Source organism: Tenuifilum sp. 4138str (assembly GCF_041102575.1).
GTDB classification, from domain to species: Bacteria; Bacteroidota; Bacteroidia; order Bacteroidales; family Tenuifilaceae; genus Tenuifilum; species Tenuifilum osseticum.
In genome coordinates this window covers 84539-107223 of the sequence record NZ_JBGCUE010000013.1, presented here as the reverse complement: position 1 = coordinate 107223, position 22685 = coordinate 84539, and the positions used below count along the sequence as shown (strand labels likewise).

Annotated in this window: 18 protein-coding genes; 13 read left to right on the top strand and 5 right to left on the bottom strand. The window is 41.0% G+C overall.

Features of this window, described 5'->3' with window-relative positions; all coding sequences use genetic code 11:
• Position 1: 1 nt before the first annotated feature.
• A complete protein-coding gene (locus AB6811_RS12020) occupies positions 2-1714 on the bottom strand; it encodes an Ig-like domain-containing protein (protein ID WP_369490715.1) in 1713 nt (570 codons plus the stop codon).
• Positions 1715-1845: 131 nt separating this feature from the next.
• On the opposite strand from AB6811_RS12020, the gene AB6811_RS12015 reads away from it, so the two are divergent.
• Both AB6811_RS12015 and AB6811_RS12010 read left to right on the top strand, forming a co-directional pair.
• The gene (locus AB6811_RS12015) at positions 1846-2799 is read left to right on the top strand and encodes a calcium/sodium antiporter (RefSeq protein WP_369490714.1); all 954 of its coding nucleotides are present in this window, start codon (positions 1846-1848) and stop codon (positions 2797-2799) included.
• Positions 2800-2805: 6 nt separating this feature from the next.
• Positions 2806-3225, top strand: a complete 420-nt coding sequence (locus tag AB6811_RS12010) for a hypothetical protein (RefSeq protein WP_369490713.1) — start codon at positions 2806-2808, stop codon at positions 3223-3225.
• Here AB6811_RS12010 and AB6811_RS12005 read toward each other — a convergent pair.
• Complete coding sequence (locus AB6811_RS12005) at positions 3222-4880, bottom strand: AMP-binding protein (RefSeq protein ID WP_369490712.1); 1659 nt, start codon at positions 4878-4880, stop codon at positions 3222-3224. The two genes, AB6811_RS12010 and AB6811_RS12005, sit on opposite strands and share 4 nt — an antisense overlap.
• A gap of 464 nt (positions 4881-5344) precedes the next feature.
• Here AB6811_RS12005 and AB6811_RS12000 point away from each other — a divergent pair, with 464 nt between their 5' ends.
• The 8 genes from AB6811_RS12000 (at position 5345) to AB6811_RS11965 (ending at position 16184) form a co-directional block, all read left to right on the top strand.
• Positions 5345-6028: a 2-C-methyl-D-erythritol 4-phosphate cytidylyltransferase gene (locus AB6811_RS12000; protein ID WP_369490711.1), complete on the top strand. Its 684-nt coding sequence runs from the start codon at positions 5345-5347 to the stop codon at positions 6026-6028.
• Positions 6029-6033: 5 nt separating this feature from the next.
• Positions 6034-7209 (top strand): hypothetical protein, encoded by a 1176-nt coding sequence (locus AB6811_RS11995; protein WP_369490710.1) that lies wholly within the window; start codon positions 6034-6036, stop codon positions 7207-7209.
• A 68-nt stretch (positions 7210-7277) separates the two neighbouring features.
• On the top strand, positions 7278-7706 hold the full coding sequence (locus AB6811_RS11990; protein WP_369490709.1) for a DUF1896 family protein: 429 nt from the start codon (positions 7278-7280) through the stop codon (positions 7704-7706).
• A 3-nt stretch (positions 7707-7709) separates the two neighbouring features.
• Positions 7710-7862 (top strand): hypothetical protein, encoded by a 153-nt coding sequence (locus AB6811_RS11985; RefSeq protein WP_369490708.1) that lies wholly within the window; start codon positions 7710-7712, stop codon positions 7860-7862.
• 176 nt (positions 7863-8038) lie between these two features.
• Positions 8039-10321 (top strand): hypothetical protein, encoded by a 2283-nt coding sequence (locus AB6811_RS11980; RefSeq protein WP_369490707.1) that lies wholly within the window; start codon positions 8039-8041, stop codon positions 10319-10321.
• Positions 10322-11852: 1531 nt separating this feature from the next.
• Positions 11853-13034, top strand: a complete 1182-nt coding sequence (locus AB6811_RS11975) for a hypothetical protein (RefSeq protein WP_369490706.1) — start codon at positions 11853-11855, stop codon at positions 13032-13034.
• Between the two features lie 6 nt (positions 13035-13040).
• Entirely contained in the window at positions 13041-14909 is a 1869-nt protein-coding gene (locus AB6811_RS11970; protein ID WP_369490705.1) for an ATP-binding protein, read from the top strand.
• 3 nt (positions 14910-14912) lie between these two features.
• Positions 14913-16184 (top strand): DNA methyltransferase family protein, encoded by a 1272-nt coding sequence (locus tag AB6811_RS11965; RefSeq protein WP_369490704.1) that lies wholly within the window; start codon positions 14913-14915, stop codon positions 16182-16184.
• A 401-nt stretch (positions 16185-16585) separates the two neighbouring features.
• Here the strand turns inward: AB6811_RS11965 and AB6811_RS11960 are convergent, their stop codons facing one another.
• A complete protein-coding gene (locus tag AB6811_RS11960; protein ID WP_369490703.1) occupies positions 16586-17803 on the bottom strand; it encodes a serpin family protein in 1218 nt (405 codons plus the stop codon).
• 227 nt (positions 17804-18030) lie between these two features.
• Between AB6811_RS11960 and gldA the strand changes: the two genes are divergently transcribed.
• Positions 18031-18960, top strand: coding sequence for a gliding motility-associated ABC transporter ATP-binding subunit GldA (gene gldA, locus AB6811_RS11955; protein ID WP_369490702.1), 930 nt, complete (start codon positions 18031-18033; stop codon positions 18958-18960).
• 30 nt (positions 18961-18990) lie between these two features.
• Positions 18991-19875, top strand: a complete 885-nt coding sequence (locus tag AB6811_RS11950) for a DUF8429 coiled-coil domain-containing protein (RefSeq protein ID WP_369490701.1) — start codon at positions 18991-18993, stop codon at positions 19873-19875.
• A gap of 62 nt (positions 19876-19937) precedes the next feature.
• Here AB6811_RS11950 and AB6811_RS11945 read toward each other — a convergent pair whose 3' ends face one another.
• A complete protein-coding gene (locus AB6811_RS11945; RefSeq protein WP_369490700.1) occupies positions 19938-20336 on the bottom strand; it encodes a VanZ family protein in 399 nt (132 codons plus the stop codon).
• 6 nt (positions 20337-20342) lie between these two features.
• The gene (locus AB6811_RS11940) at positions 20343-21071 is read right to left on the bottom strand and encodes a sulfotransferase family 2 domain-containing protein (protein WP_369490699.1); all 729 of its coding nucleotides are present in this window, start codon (positions 21069-21071) and stop codon (positions 20343-20345) included.
• A gap of 193 nt (positions 21072-21264) precedes the next feature.
• Between AB6811_RS11940 and AB6811_RS11935 the strand changes: the two genes are divergently transcribed.
• Positions 21265-22653, top strand: a complete 1389-nt coding sequence (locus AB6811_RS11935) for an aminopeptidase P family protein (RefSeq protein ID WP_369490698.1) — start codon at positions 21265-21267, stop codon at positions 22651-22653.
• Positions 22654-22685: the final 32 nt, after the last annotated feature.

Below are 22685 nucleotides of genomic sequence, written 5' to 3'. Positions count from 1 at the left end.
CTTATTCCTGTTTTAATGAGAACTGTAACTCGCTATCCCAGTTTGCCCTGATATTTATAACTCCCTTTGTTTTTTCATCGGTAAAGTAAATGACCCTTTCGGGCTGAATTCGCTTCATGTAGCAACCCGAATCCCATTTCCCGTTACTGTTAGAGTCATCAATAAACCGTAACCTATATTTTCCCGGCTTAACAAAGCTGAATTCTACAATTCCATTCCCCTGAATGGTTCTTGCATCAACAGGTATGCCTTTTTCGCTCAGCAATTCAACCACAACTGACTTACTAACGCCAGTTAGGTTGATTCTTAGGATACCATACTTTTCAGGGTCGGCACCAATCATTTCCAACATTAGGGTATCGTTGGTTTGACCTGTATAGTCTTCAAAAGCTCCAGGTAAAATGGTGAGCTTGTACGAAGTATTGGGTTTCCAGTCCTTTTCAAATCTGAAAATCCTTGGGTTCAGGCTATCTACCTTCAATTTAATCTGCTCATCAGCTATACTGTCGGTGGTGTTGAAAATCGATATCTTGGTGTTGTCTGCCTTCCGAATGGGCATGGGAAGCGTGAATTCAAATGGTACATTCGGTATTACCATCCTATCGGAGGGCAAAGAGGTGCTAACCGTAAAACCTTTCTTAACCTGGGCGGTTTCATCTTTCTTACCTTTACGCTTTGACTGTTGAACCTCTTCCTTGTAGTAAAGGAATCGTAATGTATCGGTTTGTGGTTTTAGCCTGTATAACGAGTCTGTTTTTTGGTATTCAAGTATAGCCATAAGGGTATCACGATTGGCTATCTCATCATTTACTATCCAAAGTTTAAGCGTATCGCCATTGTTATCGGGTTCAACCACATACCAGTTCGTTAATTTAAGCCTATCAATAGGTTTCAGGCTAAACCCACCAACAGGTTTTCGAGAAAAGCTCAAGGATAGTATGTTGCGTTCAGGACGATCGTACCCTGTAACTATTTGGTTGGGGAGTTCCTCCCTGAACAGTCTTATACTGATACTTTTGGGGGTTTTATCGGATGGGTTTACCTCATTAGAAATAAAACCAATACTCTCCGAACCCTGGTTATATAGGTAATTGCCGTTTTTATCGTCAACAACTACAAGCTTGTACTTTATGGGCTTTAGGTTTACCAGTGTGAATTTCCCGTCCTTATCGGTTTTTGTAATATGATTGGGCAGAGTAATGTAGGGTAGGGTATCGGTAAATGAATCGTAAAGCATTACAAGGGCGTTTTCAACGGGCTCATTAGTAATTGCGTTCAACACACGTCCTGAAAGGGTAAGGGTATCGATTGTTTGCCCGGTTGAGAATGAGAATATGAAATTTTTAATCGGGTTGCCTTCATTGTTGTCCCTTACTGCATCGGAAAAGTAAAAGGTATATGTGGTATTGGGTTTTAGGGTGTCGGTAAGCTCAAGCTCTAGTTTCTTACCTTTCTGCTTGGGTTGGGGTTTACTTTTTAGAGGTGGCGATACCAACAGTTTTTGGTGTAGCTCCTTGAGCTGAATAAACTCATCAAATTCCAGAACAATTTTTTGTCCGCTAAATCCGGTTGCGTTTGGTTTTGGATTACTATTGACTAAAACCGGGGGAATAGTATCCTTTGGCCCTCCGGTTGGCGAAACCACCTTGGCACACCGTGGAAACATAAGTAAAACCAAAACCGAAGCGCCAACTGTAATTAATATCCTTTTCAAGGCTATACTATTATAGGTTAAACTTCGAGCAAAGTTAACCTAATCTATTGTATCTTTGCGCTGATTAACCTTATTTTTATATTGTTATTGGGTTTAAATCAACCTGTCTGTTTACTTCAAACTCAAAACTGATGAATCTTTTATTTATTATTCTTGGGGTAGTAATCCTTGTATTAGGTGCAACATGGCTTGTTGAGGGCGCATCGAGTATAGCAAAGCGTTTAGGTATATCAGCATTAACCATTGGCCTAACAGTGGTTGCTTTCGGTACCTCGGCTCCGGAATTGTCAGTTAACCTTATTTCGGCTATAGGGGGTAGTTCCGATATTGCCCTTGGCAATGTTTTGGGAAGTAACATTTTCAATACTTTTATGATTCTGGGTTTAGCAGCCCTGGTTAAACCGGTTGGTGTACAGCATAGTACTGTGAAGGTTGAAATTCCTTTCTTTTTACTCTCGGCTTTAGTGTTATGGGTGCTCTCAAATGAGGTTTTCCTCGATTCAGCAGAGCTAAATGTAATATCGCGGTCGGCAGGCTTGGTTTTACTTTTACTTTTTTGTGTTTTCATGTACTACAATTTCCTGGTTGGAAAGGAGGATCCAGCCTCAGCCTCGCCCGAAATTGAAACCCGAAAGCTTTGGATGTCGGTGCTGATGGTTATTGGGGGGTTAGCATTTCTGGTAGGAGGCGGTAAGCTTATTGTGCTTGGGGCTGTTAATATGGCCACAAAACTTGGGGTAAGCCAGTCAATTATAGGTTTAACCATTGTAGCCGCGGGAACATCGCTACCTGAGCTGGCCACCTCGGTTGTGGCTGCATACCGCAACAAACCCGATATTGCCATTGGCAATGTGGTAGGTTCAAACATTTTCAATATATTGCTAATATTGGGCCTTACTGCCGGACTAAAACCCATTAAGCTATACAGTGGTGCAAACCTCGATTTAGCCCTAAACATAGCTGCTGGAATTCTAATGTTAGTCTTTGCCGTTAGTGGCCCAGGTCGTAAGTTCGACCGACGCGAAGGGATGATTCTAGTAATGGTTTATATGGCGTATCTTGCTTATCAAATTATCAATGCCTAACTCATTATGAATCAGCAAGCCAAAGAACATATACTGCATTTCTGGACCCGCAACCTGGTGGAAAAGCCTGGTGCGTTTTCGTTCAATCTTTTTCTCTTTTTATCTTTTGGTATTCTATACTCATTCAGGGTTTTACAATCGCCTTTTATTCTTTTGGTTTTCGGAATTATTACCCCTGTTATTCTTACCATTTGTCTCTACCACATGTCCGGGGTTAGCCTACAGCACTTGCTGCCAAAAGTTGTTCATAAAAAAACAAGCAGGGTTTTCCTGGCCCTGCTCGATTGTTCTATTATTACCCTTCTAGGTATTCTTATTTACCGCGATATACTCAACTTTTTTTTCTTTAGGTTTTTACAAACCGTTATGCTTCCAATACTTTACCTAATAATGCTCCGGGTTTTACTACTATCGGAAAACCACTAGTTATCGGAGTACTGGTATTTGAACCGTTTAATGCTCTTTTTGGGAGTTTTCTCAAACTCCTGGTTGTAAACCACAAGCTTGGCTATTTGGCTATACTGGGGTAGATGCTTGTTTACCTCAAGGCGATGGTGTTCAAGAACCGGCTCCAACTTATCGGGGTCAATACCTTGCTGCTGAACCGACTCGTAATCGGGGTAAATCAACCCAATAAGTTTACCCTTTTGCTCTATCACAAGCGATTCCTGAACAAAAGGAATATTATTAAGCCGTGCCTCAATCTCCTCGGGGTAAATGTTTTGACCACTTGGACCAAGTATCATGCTTTTACTTCGGCCTTTTATGTATATAAATCCTTTACTATCGTATACCCCAAAATCGCCAGTGTGTAACCAGCCATTGTCCAATGCCTTTTGGGTGGCTTCGGGGTTTTTGTAGTAGCCCATCATTACGTTCTCACCCCTTACCAGTATTTCGCCAACCTCGCTGTATGGGTCCGATGAATCTATTTTCATCTCAAGGTAGTTTATCACCTTGCCGCACGAGCCCATGGGATTGGTACGCCACCCCGAATACGAAATAAGCGGGCCGCATTCTGTCATCCCATACCCAACGGTATACTTGAATTTAATACGACGTAGGAAGCGTTCTACATCGGGGTTTAGCGCTGCACCACCTATTACTATCTCATGAAAATTGCCACCAAATGCATTTGATAGTTTCTCGTTAATCTTCTTAAATATTACCTTATTTAGCAACGGAATGTTGAGTAAAACCTTCATGGCGGGCGTTTCAATCTTAGGCTGTACCTGTTTCTTGAAAATCTTTTCTATTACCAGGGGCACAGTCAGCACTAAGCGTGGGCGAACCTTGGCAAATGCCTCAAGAATTATAGGGGGCGACGGGATTTTGGTTAAAAAAGTAATATGACATCCCATGGCAAATGGGAATAGAAATTCAAAAGCACATCCAAATGCGTGTGCCAGCGGTAAAAACGATACAATTTGATCGCCCTTTACCAGGTGCATGTTATTTCGGGCATAATCGGTATTGGCGGCAAGACTGTTGAGTGGCAGCATTACTCCCTTTGAGAACCCTGTTGTGCCCGATGTGTAACTGATAACCCCAAGCTCGCTGTTTGGTACTTCGGGATAGTTAACCTTGTCGGGGGTGAGACTTTTCATCTCATCGGTAATAGCGGATTTTGCCGCCTCAAATAGCCTTCGGCTTTCCTCATCATTTGAAACAAGGAGGTTAAACCCTGAAATGCTGAATATTGCTTTTAGATTGGGCATTTCGGCTTGGTTCAGGCCACCCCAAACCATATCGCCTGCAAAAAGAAGCACGGAATCGGAATGGTTTACAATGTTGTGTATCTCGGTTGGCGAAAAATCCGGTAGTATTGGCACAATAACAGCCCCATACGATATTACGGAAAGATACACTATGCCCCACTCAGCATTATTCCTTCCCACAAGGGCAACCTTATCGCCAGTTTTTACACCCCACATTTGATATAGTTTATGGAGATAGTGTATTTTTCGGGCCACATCGGCATAGGTAAAGGTTTCCCCTTTAAAATCCGATAGCGAGTTGAGTTCCCAGTGTGTCCTAATGGGTTTCTCAACAAACTCCTTTACATAGTTGTACTTAACCATATATGTTGTTTTTACCATGCATCCCCGCAAATATCAGCATTCAATTGTTGAAAATCAACATTTTGCCATTGTTTTACGGTTTAATGAACCCGCAAACGTTTTCGGAAAGATAGTTTTTTTATTATCTCTACATTTACTTCCCTCACATTCTACCATTCCAACTCATTCCGACTTTTATTCACGCTTTTACTTTTAACGGTTCACTTTTAACGGTTACGTTTAACGATTCATGATTCGTCTTCCTCAAACTTCCTCTAACTTCTTCTAACTCCATCATATTCCAACTTTTATTCATGCATTTTACGATTCACGGTTTACGATTAGCGGTTCACGATTAACGGTTCACGTTTTACTGACTAAAACTCCCTCATATTCCTTCCACTCCTACACATCCCGAATTAACCCCTTAAGTCATTGCACTTGGGATAATTTTTGATAACTTTCGGAGCCGATAATCTTACTTTATGAGCACTAATCGTTTTGCGGTTATTGTTGCCGGTGGCTCGGGTCAACGAATGGGTTCCGAAGCCCCCAAGCAGTTCCTGATCCTGAACGGTAAACCCATTCTAATGCATACCATTGAGCTTTTTTTGTCCCTTTCCCAAAAACCCGGTATTGTGCTTGTTCTCCCAAAAAACCAGATGGAGCGATGGAAAAACCTTTGCGTTGAGTATAGTTTTACCGCAAATTTAACCCTTACTGCCGGGGGTGAAACTCGCTTTCAGTCGGTTAAAAATGGTCTTTCCCTAATCCCTTTAAACAACTCCCTTGTCGCCATTCACGATGGCGTTCGGCCACTTGTTTCAAAACAGGTTATTGAGGAGTGCTATGCAACTGCAGCCCAAAAAGGTATTGCAATTCCCGTAATCAAACCTGTTGAATCGGTGCGCCTGGTTGAGGGCAGTACCTCTAAAGCATTTGACCGCAACAGTGTTTTACTTGTGCAAACCCCTCAGGTTTTTAAATCGGAACTGATTAAGGAATGCTATAACGTTCCTGAGCAACCCTACTTTACCGACGATGCCTCAGTAGTAGAATCGCAGGGATACACCATACATACCGTTGAGGGTAACCGGGAAAACATTAAAATTACAACTCCTTTCGATTTACAGATTGCTGAAATGCTGATACGTAGTAAACAAATTTAACTGTCATGGCTAATTTCAAACTTGTAGAGGTAAATAGTAAACACACCCGTAACGATTTTCTTGAACTACCGCTCTCGCTTTACAGCGATTATCCAAACTGGATTCGCCCGCTTGACGTGGATATTGAGAATGTTTTCAACCCCGAGGTTAACAAGCATTTCCGCCATGGCAAGGCTATCCGCTGGGTTTTATACGATAACGGCAAACCAGTTGGCCGAATTGCTGCTTTCTACGATAAAGAGATTGCCAAAAACTCTGAGCAGCCAACGGGTGGCATTGGATTTTTTGAGTGCATCAATAGCCAGGAGGCGGCTAACCTGATGTTCGATACTGCCCGGGAGTGGCTCAAATCAAAGGGCATGGAGGCCATGGATGGCCCCATCAACTTTGGCGACCGCGATCGCTGGTGGGGCCTGCTGGTTGATGGCGATTTCCCGCCCAACTACTGCATGGATTACCACTTGCCATACTACCGCAACCTCTTCGAAAACTATGGATTTAAGGTTTACTTCCACCAGTACACCTACCACCGGTTGGTTAACTCTGAAAATGTTGACCCCGTTGTTTGGGAAAAGGCTGAGCGTATTGCTCGTAACCCTTCGTACACCATTACAACAATATCGAAAAAGAATTTAAAGAAGTTTGCCGAGGATTTCCGCACCATTTATAACAACGCTTGGGGCCGATACACCGGAGTTAAGAAAATTAGTGAGGCTCACGCCATGGCTCTAATGAAAACCATGAAGCCTATTATTGACCCCGAGCTCATGTACTTTGCTTATTACGAGGGCGAACCCATTGGATTTTTTATCATGGTACCCGACCTTAATCAGGTTGTAAGGCACCTGAACGGTAAGTTCGATATCCTTTCCAAGTTGTACTTTTTGTACTTGCTTAAAGTTAAAAAGGTTTGCACCAAGGCCATTGGCCTGATTTTTGGTATTGTTCCAAAGCACCAGGGAAAGGGAGTTGAGGGTGCGCTGGTAAATGAATTCGCTAAGCGGGCTTTAGCCCCTGGGTTCCGCTACACCGAGCTGGAGCTGAACTGGATTGGCGATTTTAACCCCACCATGCGACGCGTAGCCGAACAAATTGGTGCTCGTGTGCGTAAAACACACATAACCTACCGCTACATGTTCGACCCCTCCAAGGAGGTTGTCCCTCCCCGTAGGGTCAGCTAGGTAGGTTTGGTTGATGGTTGTTAGTAGATAGTAAAAGTTTAAATTTGTTCAACAAGAAAGTAGAAAAAATGGAAACGAAAGAAAATTTTAGGAAATACCTTGATGGGTACATGGATGATTTTTTCCCAGAAATAAAGGAAAATATGGGAATAGAGTATGAAGACTTTTTGAGGGCCAAAACGGAAATGGCATTTAGATTATATAATGATATGATTGAAAGGGGAGAAATGCCATTAATGGCAGAACTCGGAGCAATAGAGGTTTTAAAAGAGGGATATACTAATTCAAAATACTCATACATTGAGGAAAGGATAAGAGAAATGGATGAAGATTATTATGAAAGATTGGAAAGTGAAGGAACGTTAAAGAAAAAAATAATTGAAATAGTGAAAGCAGGAGAGGGAATATTTGAGAAGTACGGGTTTGAAAAGATTGATTTTGCATATACCGATGAGTTTGAAGATGAAATGATGGAAGTAATTAAATTAAAATTATAGTGTATGAGTTACAATAAAAGACAAGTGTTTGAGGATAACCTTGAAGCAATAAGAACTTACTATGATATTACAAGTAAGGAAAGAGAAATAACGAAAGAAGATATTGAAAAAATTAGTAAATACAAAGGATTTGGAGGTTTAAAGGTTGTGCTATGAATCCAAATGAAATTACATGTTGGTACTTTGAGTATCTTCAACTAAAACCAAAAGTGGAAGAACTAAATGAGTTAGTAAAAAATATAGAGAGAAAGAATTGATTTTGTGAATATATCTTTTAACCCTTTATCCTTTATCCTTATAACCTTTATCCTTTTCAATTTGGAATCTTAAGTATGAACACCAAATCTATCGCTCTAATCGGTTTGCTTTGGCTATCGGCATTACTTGCCTTTGGCCAGCGCGATATTGAACCAAGGCTGCTTTTCTCCGATACGGCAAGCTTCAACTTCACAGGCGAGTGGCAGTACCTCACAACTGATATCTTTCTGCTAAACGGCGATAAGTTCAGTACGCTCATCAATGAGCTCGATTTTGCAAGGGTTGAACCCAAGAAAAAAAGGCGGAAAAAGTTGGGCGTGGAGGAGGAGCAACTTGAGTACCTCTTTATTACCGCAAGCCTTAAGAACGTAAAGTTTTTTGGCGATAATGATATAAGCTACCCCCTCTATAACTTCCAGATTTCACGCGATAAGGATAGCAAGTACCAAACCTTTGTAAGCGATAATATTGATTATGTCCGCATTATCGATAACCTGCCATTATACTCGGCCCGCGATTACATCGATGCGGAAATACGTGTTCGCGCCATCACCAATAACGACCGCGACCAGATGCTTGCGCTTGTTGCCTCGCAGCTGAAAAACCTTTCAAAGATTACCACTCCAACCGATGCCGTTATGAGCATTATAGGCGAGTTTGGCAATTTTATTGAGGCTAACACTAAGAAAAAGGAGTACCGGTTTAGCTCTACCATTAGGTTGTTTGAGCAAAAGAATTTCGATACCCGTCTACACTCCATAAGGCTTTACTTGCTTACAACCGCCAACACGCCTGCAGTTGAGTTTTCTGGTGTACCACTTCGTCAATTCCTCGATACCGTTACAAATGGGCGGGTTAACCGTAACCAGCTGCGGGAACTGATTGGCATCCGGAGCTACCCTGTAATTGTAGTGGCAAACTACAAATCGTTATACCGCACCGAACAAATTTCGGGCGATGAGGTAACCTTTGCCAATATCGAAAAGCGTAAGCTTAAGGTTGAAAACGACTTCCGACAGGGACTTATCAATGCCGAAACTTACCGCCAGGAAAAGGATTTACTCAATTTCCTCAACATCTTTGCCCAGCTTAAAAATCACCTCGACATTTACAGCCTCAACTACCGAACCGGGAATAACGATGCCATTTCGGTCAGCCTTTTCCGGGTTATGCAGTACTACCGTCAGCTACAAAAAGCCTACGAGGAGATGAAGTATAAGTATCGGGGCAATAATACATTTTCAACCGTTTTCAACCGGGAGTATGAATCAATCCTGGGCTTTGCCTCGCTTTATATGGATAACGACCACAACCTAAAATCGACCAAGAACCTTGTTAACACCCTTGTTCGCCTCGAGGCCGATCCCAAAGTCCTCAATGCCGACCTGGAAAAATACATTGCCGACCTAAGGTTCTCCGATATCTTTAAGCCGGAGCTGATGAGCCAAAACCTCGAGGGTCAAATCATCGCGAACCACCTCTCAAGGCTGGAGGAGCAACTTTTCAAGGGAACCTTTGAGGCCGAAATTGAAAGGGTTCGGAAAGCCGAGGCAAATCCCAAAAACAAAACCATTACCGATAACCTACTCCGGCTTGCCAAGTCAACCTCTTGCTCGCTTTGCCGCGAGCGCTCCCTTGGCGCAGTAACGGAGTTTACCCAAAGGCTCGATGCATACTACCTTAAAGTTGAACTCCAACGCTACGACAGCATTGCTACGGCTCTTCAACCATGGGTTTTTAATCGCATTGAGCTCATTCAGCTCATGCAGCAAAACTTTAAGCATTTGTACCCCGATAACGCAAACCTTGAAAGCGCACGTTTCCTGAACGGGAAAATTAGCGAGATTGAACGCGACGTGTTCAACATACGTGATTTTCTAAAAATCGATTTAAGCGGTAAAGACCTGTCCATGGTGAAGAACTTCAACGAGAAGCTACTTGCCATTCAGCGCCAGGCCGATGCAAACATCGATTTGATTTGCAAACTGCGTCCGGAGCTCTGCTCCAGGCAGCAAGTAGCCGCTCAAGGCATGAAATACACTGAGCTATCGAATCTTTTTACCCGCTCCGATTCCGTAGCGCGCCAAACCGAGGTTTTTTACTCCATATTCCTGTTCCAGCTCAATAGGTTAGCGCGGGTACCTGAAACATCAAAAAACGACGAGCTCCGGATTGAAACCGAAAGGCTGGCCCACCAGCTCGATGAGCTTAAGGTAGCCATCAGCCTGCTCGATGGCAAAAACATAACCCAGGAAACCTACTCCAAGCTTGTAAAGCAGGTAAACCAACAGGTTAAGGATATTAGCGACAAGCTCGTAGCTCTTAACGAGAAGGTAAGCCTTAGCAGTAACCCCTAGCCTGGGCGCAATAAATTAGCCTCAAGAACCAAGTTGCCCCAGAACTGTTTTTAGTGTTTGGTTTTTAGTGTTTAGTATTTTTACTATCAACTAACAACTGTCAACTGCCAACTCCGCTTGTCATCCTGAGCGCAACGAAGGGTCTTTGACCACCCAAATGAGATGTTTCGCTAACGCTCAACATGACATTACCCTCACTAACAACCATCAACTGTCAACTACATTTGTCATCCCGAGCGTAGTTGAGGGATCTATTGAATAGTGTGCAGTGTACAGTGTGCAGTGTACAGGGAAGATGGAAAGAAGTGTTTGGTTTTTAGTGTTTAGTATTTTCACTATCAACTAACAACTTTCAACTGTCAACTACTCTTGTCATCCCGAGCGCAGCGAAGGATCACTGATCGCCCAAATGAGATGTTTCGCTAACGCTCAACATGACATTACCCTCACTAACAAACACCAACCGTCAACCATCAACTAAATAAGCCTCACAGGGTTTCACAGTGTAACACGGTGTTACACAGAATAGCATTTACGAACAACGAACACCGTTTCCAGCCCCGTAGGGGCGAAACATTTGTAACTAAAGAGCTACCCCCACTAGTCTTGCGATGCACGCAATGCATAAGCAAAAAGCTACACTGAAACTTTGCATCGCAACAGAAGAGCATGTCAAAGAACGATAAAAGGTATTAAGGGAATAAAGGTACAATGTGATGCTTCGGCTAGCTCAGCATGACAAAGTGAGTGAGGGAGCCAATTGTGATGTCATTCCGAGGTAGTCGAGGAATCCCATTAAAGGGGATGAAAGGGAAAAGCGATGCTTCTACAGCTCTCAGCATAGCAATCACAACATAAACCAAGCAACAGCAAGTATCACAGCTTTTCACAATGTAACACGCTGTTAAACAAAGATATTCACGAACAACGATTCACGAACAACGAACAACGCTTCTAGCCCCGTAGGGGCGAAACATTTGTAACACCAAGCCTACTCCCACCAGTATGGCGATGCACGCAATACTTTTTCCAAAGAGCGACACTGAAACGTTGCATCGCAACATAAAGTATTGCAAAGAGCTATTCACACTTTCTTTCTTGTCTTAATACAAGAAAGAGCCAAAGAAAATAAAGGCATAAAAGCCCGACCCATTGTCGGGTCAGGCTTTTATGCCACTGCCTGCTTCTTCTGCTCCATTCCCTCTCAGAGGAAAGGGCTGGGTTAAGGACGTTACCCATATTCAACTTAGATGACCCCTCAAAATCTCCCCTGAGAGGGGAGACTTTAGCCCTGCAGAAAACTTCAAATTGCTACCCCCTCTCCTTTCAGGAGAGAGGTGGGGTGAGGTCGCTTTTACCATCAACAAACAACCTAAACTGTTAGTCATAATAACTTGCAAAAGCCAAATTTCCGTTTGATGATTTGTAATAATTTTTATTTTTGTTGTAGAAATGCTAAACAGATACTAGTACGAAATATTGTACGATTTTATCCCTCGTATACAATTGTTTTAGGTGATTTGGAATAATAATGTCATACGATAAACAATTTACCGGCAAGTTTAAAGAAAGAGAAAGACAAAATATGAATCAACATATAGAGTACACAAGACCTACAATAAGACAGGTTCTTCATGATTCACCATGGACTAATTTCGAAGAACATCTAAACGACCTTAAAGAACGGGTTGACAACTCGGTTAAGAAAACCAATGAACTCAGAATTAGATACAGGGAGGAATTGATAAAAACTAACCCCGATCTAGTAAATAAAATATCTAGACCATCATCATACAAATTAGAAGAAGCCAAAAATCTTTTGTTGACAGGTACTGTGGCAGCATCTGATGGAACTATATCTCATGTCCCGTTACTTGGTGGTTCAAAAATCCAAGTTGGTGTGGTAATTGTATTTAACAAAGGGGAGGTTGTTGATTACATAACAAAAATTTTTGAAGCAGAAATTACACAGGATACAGGTAATGCCATAGATTATTTTCAGAAATTAAGAGGAACTAGAAAAATTTCAAATCTTTTGGCTCGTGCTATAATGCTTTATGGCGAGAGAAGATTATTACTTGACCACCGGGCTGATTGGAGAATGATGCATGGTGAAATTTTACCCCATGAATTAAGAACAGGAGCAGGTCGACCACAAGATAATCTTCAACCCGCTTTTGATTTAGTTTACGAACTTTTGGAAAAGAAAAACTTTATTGCAGCAAGCGAGGCATCTGATGATATTGATATATTAAATGCGGCCATTCTTCTGGAGCCCGGAGAGTTTATTGTAATTAAAGACCTCACTAATGTTCTTACTCTGTTTTTAGATGGTGATGAAATACAAGCTGGAGCCAATTTTAATCAACAGGATAAGCAACGTTTCAGAGAATTTATTCAAAGAGTAGGTCCGCAAATATCAATTGTATTAGTAAAAGCCGGAAATAAACCATTCATATTAGAATGCCATAAAGAACAAGTTGAAGAAGCGGTTTCACTTTTCCTTGCTGATTCACTTTGGACAAGAGGTTTTGAAATCGAGGGTTCGCCTTTTACTGTTAGAGGCTTCCCGTACCATATAGATTTGGCGGACCAGATTGCCAGAACCTTAATAAAAGGATCTGAATTTCAAACTTTTGTTGAAAGTCGTTTATTTGACATTGGTATTGAAAGCGGATTTTTTGACATTGACCCAAGACTAACAAGAATATAATTAATTATGAATAAAGAAAACATTCAAAATCAAGAAGGCGAACAAATGGAAAACCAACAGCCAACTAACATGCCTGAAAATATTCAAGAGCCTATAATTGATTCGTCTCGCGAGGAGCAAATTATAAATAGTACGCTCTTAGATGGTGTAATTGGTTTTATAAACTTTGACAATGGAAGTGTCGACAATACTACCTCTGGTGCAATGGTTACAGCAGAGAGAAGGAGACTTTTTAGGCGAGACGTATATGTTGGAATAAAGGATAATGAACAAAATTTAGAATTTCTTGGACGAATTGTAGAAGGTCCTTTTCATAGTCCTCATGAAATCGGTGCTGACTCAGCAATAACTCGAACTACTGTATTACACCCTGAACGGACTAAATTTAGACCTTCTTATTTTGTTTACGGTACAATTGAAGTTCTTGGGCAATTGGTAAATGGGGAAAGACTTATCCCAACGCCAACAAGACCAAGACCTTATAGTGAAATTTTCATTTTCCCACCTGACAGACTAAAAAGTTTATTGGAAATCGATGGCGACATTCTTATTGGTCATCTAATGGGCTACGAAGAAAAAAAAATAGAAGTAAAATCTAATTCTAATAATAAAAATTTTCTTCCGAGAAATGTAGGAATTTTTGGTACAGTTGGTTCAGGAAAGTCAAACACAACACAAGTTTTAATTGAAGAAGCAATTCAGGCAGGATGGGCGGTTGTCGTTATTGACGTAGAGGGTGAATATGTAAGAATGAATGAGCCCAACGATAGAGTTGATATGATTTCAATTCTAAGGTCAAATTTTAACCTTAATCCCATTGGAATAACAGATTTCCAAACATTCGTGCCAAGCTCAGGTGATTCAGAAGCGGAGAATCCAATTAGATTTAAAGTACCAATTTCTGGATTAAATAATGACGTGATTTTTGATATTCAAGAATTCTCGGAACCACAACAGAGAATGTACGAAAGAGTTGTATCGTTTGCTATTCAAAGAAGAAGGCAGACTCGACAAAATTCAAATCTTGGTGCACTTGCTCCAAATACTAACAAGCCTTTCATATCAGCACTAAATCAAGTCAAGCAAAATTTTCCACAGGAAGTTGAGTTACATGAAGATTTGGATAACATTATTGCTAAGCATAGTTCAAATACCACACAAACGTACACACTACAAGAATTGATTGATATTTTAGGTCATGAGGATTTCTTGCGAACAATTCAAGCATTCGAAAGAAATACAGCCTCTGCTTTGCGAAGCAAACTATTTAGCATCGCAAGCTCAGGAATGTTGGATTGGAACCAAAATGCTAGAATTTCTTATTTACCAGTTGATTCTTTTTTAGTAGGCGGCAGGCTTTCAGTAGTCGATGTATCAGAAACAGATGATAGAAGTCGAAACATCGCAATTGCATATATTCTACAATGTTTGTTTGATAAAGTAATAGAAACACCTTTTGGCGAAAATATTCCAGGTACTTCTACCCCGAGACCAAAAGTATTAGTAGTCATAGAAGAAGTTCACACATTTGTTTCGAGACAATCCGTAAGCAAAATGAGAGCTGTCCTTGACAATTTACAAACAATAAGCAGAAGAGGTAGAAAAAGATGGATGTCTTTAGCTTTGGTTTCGCAACAACCCGGACATGTTCCTGATGAGCTTTTTGAACTTGCGAACACACGTTTCATACATCAACTCAAGTCTGCTACGAATCTTGCTCCAGTCAAACAGACAACTGGTGGAGTTCATGAAGCACTTTGGACTAATGTGCCAGCACTTGGGCCAGGACAATGTTTGTTGACAGGTTCAGTATTTAAAAATCCCATTTTTGTTAATGTACGACCAGCAAGATCTAAAAGACTTCTTACAAGTTGATTTATGCTGAGAATAAAAAGCTTATCACAATTCAACGGTAATATTGAAGTCAACGATTCTTGGAATTTTCCAGAATCGAAAGAATTACTTATGCATAAGATTCATACATATCCTGCAAAATTTCCTGCATTTTTAACTCCTAAAATTGTTTCATACTTAAAAGACAATGGTGCCCAAATTAAATCAATTGGGGATATTTTTTGTGGTTGTGGGACCTCTGCTCTTGAATCAAGGTTACTAGGAATTGACTACTTAGGATATGATATAAATCCAGTTGCAACAATGATTGCCAAAGCCAAAAGCAACCTATACTTAACGGAAAAGATTATTGAATTATTTGAAGATATTATTAAAGAATACAATAACGGGAAATTCTTAACCCCAAATAAATTTCTTTTTCATGAAAGAATAAGATATTGGTTTGATGAAGACAATATCATTAAGTTATATCGTTTACAGAAAAGCATTTATAATGTTTGTCCAGATGGAAAGTATAGAATACTTTTTTTAACTGCCTTTTCAAACATATTAAAATCTTGTTCCAAATGGCTTACCAAGTCTATCAAGCCCCAAATAGACCCAAACAAGATACCATCTGACCCATATGTTGCTTTTAAGAAACAGATTAGTTTCATAATTGCAGCAAATGAAGAAATAAAAAATATAAGCCCAAGGAACTCAAGAATTGAAATCAAAACGCAAAATATTCTAAATATCAAACCAAGAGAAAATAAAGTAGATTTAATAATCACAAGCCCACCTTATGTTACTTCTTATGAATATGCTGATTTGCATCAACTTTCAACTTTATGGCTTGGATTTGTTAACGACTATAAGGAATTAAGAAAAGGAACGATTGGTAGCGAATATGCAAGAACTGAACAGGAATCTTTTCATATTAAGAATAAAACAGGCCAGTCTATTGTGAAAGAATTATTCAAAGTTGACAAAGGGAAAAGTAAATCTGTTGCAAAGTATTTTTATGACCTTGACAAATCAGTTGATAAAACTTACTCTCTCCTTAATGATAATGGTCATATAGCATTCGTTATCGGGAACACATGTTATAAAGGTGTTTACATTGATAATGCAAAAGTTCTAATTGAATCATTAATAAATAAAGGTTTCAAGAATATTGAAGTAACGAAGAGAAAAATAAGTTCAAAAATTCTGACTCCATACCGGAATCAAGATGGAAAATTTTCATCCAATAAAAATGGAAAAAAGGTTTATAGTCACGAGTTTATAATAATGGCCAAAAAGCCCAGCCGTTAATAGCGTGTATGTGGCATTAGTAGAGGAATTGGTAAAGCAAAGGTCATTGCTTCTAAGAAACTTTTCACTAAATGGACAGGAAAGTGATTCTAATTCGTTACTGCACATACACGCAATTCATTAATATCTCAAAAGTATTATTATTTTTTTTTTGCATTCTAAAAACAAAACCCATAAAAAACTTAGCATTACCAAACGCGACATCGCATTCTTCATTATCGGCGTAATTGTGACGCTTTTTCTTAATGTGTTGATAAATTGGGAAAAGAGCAAAACAAGCATGTTAAAGGGCTATAACGATGGGGTTAATGCCGCAGCAACTACTGAGGTAAACCGCTAAAAACATTTCGCACTTGTCTTATTTTTGACAAGTGCGAACTTCTCAAAATATTCAGCTAGCACTATGGTTTTGCCACCCTTCCAATAAACAGAATGGTATTGGTAGGTTTATGCCTTAAAATAAACATGAATGGCCTGTTGGCATCAAAAACGTTGAAGTTGGGCATCGATTTCATGGCCACCACTACGGCAGTAGCCGCTGCTGCGGTTGTTCCTTCTTCCGATACCTCTATAAAGGCTTTATGGTAAGCATCGCTTATCTTTAAATCCTTATTCCCCGATATTCCGGAAAAATCGGCCTCGTCGCTAAAGGGTATGGTTAAACCCATCTCGCCAAGTACTTTCTTCATTGTGAAGCCGCTCTCAACGGTGAACCGCGGTATAAACACCAGGGTTTTTTGGGGTTCTATTGCCTTTACTATCTCGTTATACTTTTCAACGGTAAATGCTTTCTCAAATTCACTCAGCGATTTTCCCTCGTTGGGTAGTATAACCAGCATCGATAGCTCCTCGCCCTTATAGTCCATTTCCAGGGCAGCAAAGTCGGTTCCTTTGAGGTAACCAAAGGTTTTGTCGGCGCTCATAAACTGATGCTTGGTTTTTGAGCCATCGGCCAGGGTAAAGTCGCGCTCCTTGGTCTTTTCAGGTTCAAAGGGTTCCTTCCACTTACCCTTAAAGTAAACCGCATTGGTAAGCACAAGTCGGGTTAAATTGCTAATGCTACCTTGTGGTAGCAAATCCTTGATATGCTGCTTGGTATCGTACTCCACGGCCAGGTTGATAGTTTTACGGGCAGCCTCGGGGTCATTAATAAAATCAACATTGTACAAGCTTGTTTTATAGTTGCCCTTCAGGTTGCACCTATACCTTTTAAGTATCTTGTAATCGGTTTGCAACCATGCCTTATTGGCAACATTTATGGTAATGTCAGCCGACGACGACTTAATTACACTTTGCTGAAGCTTACCAACCGCCTGATGAAACTTTGGGCTATTGCCAAAATGAAAGGTAGCGTTCAGCTGGTTAAGTGTTTCACCCCTGGCTCCAAGGGTAACCATTCCAAATGCGGGTGTAATGCTGAACGGTGAGTAAACCAGATTTTCGTTTCCTCCAACCTTTAGGCCCCTGTACAGGTCAAACGCAAAAGTATTTATTGATTCTGATGCACTTTGTGCATGGGTTACAGTGCCTGCTAGCACTGCGAGTATGAACGACGAAAACTTTTTCATATCGATAGTTTTAGGGTTAACCATGGCTAAAGCGTAAGGTTCAAATATCATGCTAAGTTCATAATTTTAAACTTTTTTTACAATTTTCTTTTCCTGCAATTTTACTATGTTTGTATTCAATAAGGTAAGATGGCTTGGTTAACAGCACTCTTTTAACCTAATTGCGTCGTGAGTAATGCGAAGGATATTGTTTTTATTACCATGAACATGATATTCGCTGCGCTCAACATGGCCAAAAACCTTATGGAAACAACATTGAGTAAAAATCATCATTGCTGATGTCAATTACAGTAAACAGTATCACCAAGCAGTTTGGCAAGCAGGTGGCTTTAAACAGCGTTACCTTTCAGGTTCCACAGGGGCAGGTTGTTGGCCTTTTGGGGCCAAATGGTGCTGGCAAATCAACCTTAATGAAAATTATCACCGGCTACCTTACACCCGATAGCGGCTCTGCACTTGTTAACGGTGTTGACATCAACTCGCCTGCCTACGATTTCCGCCGCGATATTGGTTACCTTCCGGAACACAACCCGCTCTATACCGATATGTACGTTAAGGAATACCTTTTGTGGGTTGCTGGAATTTACCGTTTGGGTAAAAATGCCCGAAAACGTGTTTTGGAGATTATTGATATTACCGGTATAGGACACGAGCAAAATAAAAAGATTGGCAGCCTTTCAAAGGGTTACCGTCAGAGGGTCGGCCTGGCCCAGGCCCTTATTCACAACCCATCGGTTTTAATCCTCGATGAACCCACCAGCGGCCTTGACCCCAACCAGATTGTTGAAATTCGAAATCTGATTGCAGCGGTGGGTCAAAATAAAACCGTAATCCTTTCAACCCATATCATGCAGGAGGTGGAGGCTATATGCGGGCGAATAATCATTATCAACAAGGGTAGCATTGTTGCCGATGGACCCGCTACGGAGATTAAAGCGCTTACCTCATCGTCGGTTCAAAACGTTGTTGTGGAATTCCTGGAAACACCCTCCGTTGAACTTCTTCAGAGTATCGAGAATGTTTCAAACGTAAATCAACTCACTGCAACCACTTTTCTGGTATCATCGTCATCAAATACAGATATTAGGCCAACAATATTTAACTTTGCCAAGAACAACAATCTTACCCTGTTAACACTTCAGCAAAAAGTGCTTAACTTGGAGGATGTTTTTCAAAGCCTTACACTAACCGAGCCTAATAACCGTTAACAATAGTAACCCAAACGTAAAAAACAAGATATGGAAAGCACAAAATCATCAAAAGCAGTATCGTTCCTATCGGTACTTATTGTCATTCTGCTAGTTGTAATTGCCGGCCTTTCGTACGTTTACTACCAGCAAAAAAAGGAGGCAAAGGAAACCGAAACCATGTTGCTTGCCGAAAAGGATTCGCTCAGCAACAACCTGCTTAACCTGATGAACGACTACAAGGATTTGGAAACCGACAACGATTCATTGAACCGCAAGCTTCAAATGGAGCAGGAGAGGGCCCAAAAGCTTTACTCGGAACTTCAAAACCTCAAGCGCGTGAGCTACGCTAAAATCAAGGAGTACCAAAAGGAGCTCGGAACGCTTAGGGCTATCATGAAGAACATGGTTCGCGAAATAGACTCATTGAATACCCTTAACCAGCAACTTATTGCTGAGAACATTAAGGTGAAGGAAGAGGCAGCCACGGCTAAAAAAACCGTTAAGGAGCTTGAGCAGCGCACCGAGGAACTAAATACCCAAGTGGCAAAGGGTTCTGTAGTTAAAGCACGCAATGTTACAGCAGTTGCTCTCAATAGAAGGGGAAGCGAAACTTCCCGCGCTAGCCGTACGGCAAAGATTAAAACCTGCTTTACTCTTAATGAGAATGCTATTGCCAAACCAGGCTCACGCTATGTTTACATGCGCGTTGTAGGCCCCGACGATTTTGTCCTTGCAAAATCGGAAACCGACCTTTTCGATTTTGAGGGTGAAAAAATTGTGTTCTCGGCTAACCGTGAGGTTGATTACCAGAATAAGGATGTTGATATGTGTATTTTCTTCGACAGTAGCGGCGAGCTGGTTAAGGGCACCTACAAAATCACCCTTTACATGGATGGCTACATGATTGGTTATACTGAATTGCTTCTAAAGTAATGGCATAGCGTCCAATAGATACTAAAAGCGCCCTAAAGGGCGCTTTTTTCGTTTACCTATTTCTAAATATATCCCTTTAGGGTCTTATTGATATAAGGATAAACCAGAACCGCAACTGCAGCACCAAGTATATCGGCAAAAAAATCGGCCCACTCCGCACCGCGCGACGTAAAAAGGTATAGCTGTGTCAACTCTATCAAACCACCGTAAATCGAGGCTACAATAAAACCCACCCATTTATGCCGATTTTTAACCGTGAGCTGAAACCTCTGGTAGTTCATCTCTGAGATAAGCAAAAGCGCAAATACGGCAAATAATCCAAAATGAACCATTTTATCAATGCCGGGTATTTTAATGGTGGGCAAACCGCTTGGTGGCATTCCGCATAGGATAAGAATTACCAGCGCCCACATCAATGAATTCTTATACTTTACTATGAGCCGATAGGTTTTTGCTAACATTTTGCTCTAATGGTTTACTTGCTCAAAGGTATAACCAAAAACTTCAATTTCGTGTTTAAAGAGTTTTTCAACTCTTTCCTTTTGTTGTTGGTTAAAGTACTGGCTATAGTGTTTTTTGCCTTTTCGGGGCTTACTCTTTAGGCGTGGCAGGTCTCCCAGCTGTATCCCTAGCATTTTTTCGAGGTCATTTATGCCTTTGTTAAGATTTTCGAACCTAAGGTAAACATCGCAAATTGGCTTCCCTTCCTCATCAAAGTAAAACCTTGAGTTGGCCCAGGTTTTATCAAAATATCGTATGAAATTGCTAAACGATGATAGCACAAAAATCAATTTTATCCTGTGTAGTAACCTTTTATACCTTACTATGACAAAGGGTTCTCTTAAAATGTTAGCAACATTTTTCCCGATACTGGGCCATAGTCGAGCCTTTTCCCAGTAATAACGCGAAACAACCATATCCCAAGGATTTCGGACAATGGTAATCTTAAGGTATTGGTTCCAAACCTCTTCGCCAACCTTTTTTTTAATTGCAATTGCCGACATATGGTTCTGAAATCCCTCGCAATTCCTGGGTTGGTATTCATAGTAATCGGCGTCGAATCGCTCATCAAATGGGGCCAGGGGCGTTAAAACATCATCGGGGCCACATATTTTGCTTAGCATTAGCTCAACGCTTGTACTGGCAGTTTTGGCCGATTTAATGAAAATAAACCTATGCCTATGCGAAACTATCATTTATCTTACTCTTCTTATCAGCAGGCAGTTATGATTGTTGGTTAAACTACAATTTCCGAATATACTGTTTTTTGCTTTTACTTTATGTAGATTTGCAATATACGCCAAACCCTTTAACACTATATTGATTTTTTCTCTTGTTAAATAGGGTTTTGGTGCTTACATTTACAGCAACCATAAAAAATCAACAGCTATGTTTGAAAAGCAAGTTTACGTAGAACGCAGATTAAAGCTACGGAAAAAGATTAAATCGGGTCTGGTGATTATTCTTGGGAACACCGAAAGCCCAATGAATTATAAGTCAAACACCTACCGTTTCCGTCAGGATAGTAATTTTCTCTATTTCTTTGGCCTCGACATTCCGGGTTTAGTGGGTGTTATTGATATTGAAGACGGAAAAGATTGTTTATACGGCAACGATTTTGACATCGATGATATTATTTGGATGGGCCCCCAGCCAACCCTGAAGGAGCTGGGTGAAAAGGTTGGTATCCTTTCAACTCACCCTTTCAAGGAGCTTTACTCTACTTTAAGCCGCGCCATTAAACACGGACGCCGAATCCATTTCCTTCCCCCTTACCGCGCCGATAATGTTTTACTGCTTGAACAGTTGCTAGGAATCAACCAATCGGTAATTAAAAACTATTCATCCGTTGAACTGATTAAAGCCATTGTAAGCCTTCGTTCAGTTAAGGAAGATGTTGAAATTGCCGAGATTGAAAAAGCATGCGAGGTGGGTTACCAGATGCACGTAACCGCCATGCGTATGGCCAAGCCCGGAATCAGCGAACAGGCAATTACTGGGGCTATTGAGGGTGTTGCAATTGGTCAAGGATACATGCCTTCGTTCCCAATTATCCTGTCACAGAATGGCGAAACCCTTCATAACCACGACCATTCTCAAATGCTTACTTCGGGTCGCCTGTTATTAATCGATAGCGGAGCGGAAATTAGCAGCCACTACGCTTCCGATTTTACCAGAACCATACCGGTTGATGGTAAATTCACCGAAAAACAGAAAGAGATATACAACATCGTTCTTGGTGCAAATAACAAGGCCATCGAAATTTCAAAGCCCGGAATCCCCTATATGGATGTTCATAAGGCTGCAGCGCGTGTAATTGCCGAAGGGCTTACTAGACTCGGCTTAATGAAAGGTAATCCCGATGATGCAGTTGCCAACGGTGCTCACGCCCTCTTCTTTCCTCATGGCCTTGGGCACATGATGGGCCTCGATGTTCACGATATGGAGGATCTTGGCGAAAACTTCGTTGGCTACGACGATGAAATCACCCGTGCCGACCAGTTTGGTATAGCCTACCTCAGGTTGGGCCGTCGCTTGCAAAAAGGATTTGTTTTAACGGTTGAGCCCGGTATCTACTTTATTCCTGCCCTAATCCAAAAATGGAAGTCGGAAAAAATTAATGAATCATTTATAAACTATGCCAAGGTTGAGGAATATATTGGTTTTGGTGGCATAAGAATAGAGGACGATATTCTTATTACCGATAGTGGCTCCCGGATTCTTGGAAAACGCATTCCGGTTACAGTTGAAGAAATTGAAGCATTGATGAAGCATTGATTCTGACCTTTGTAACCACTAGCCCATCGAAC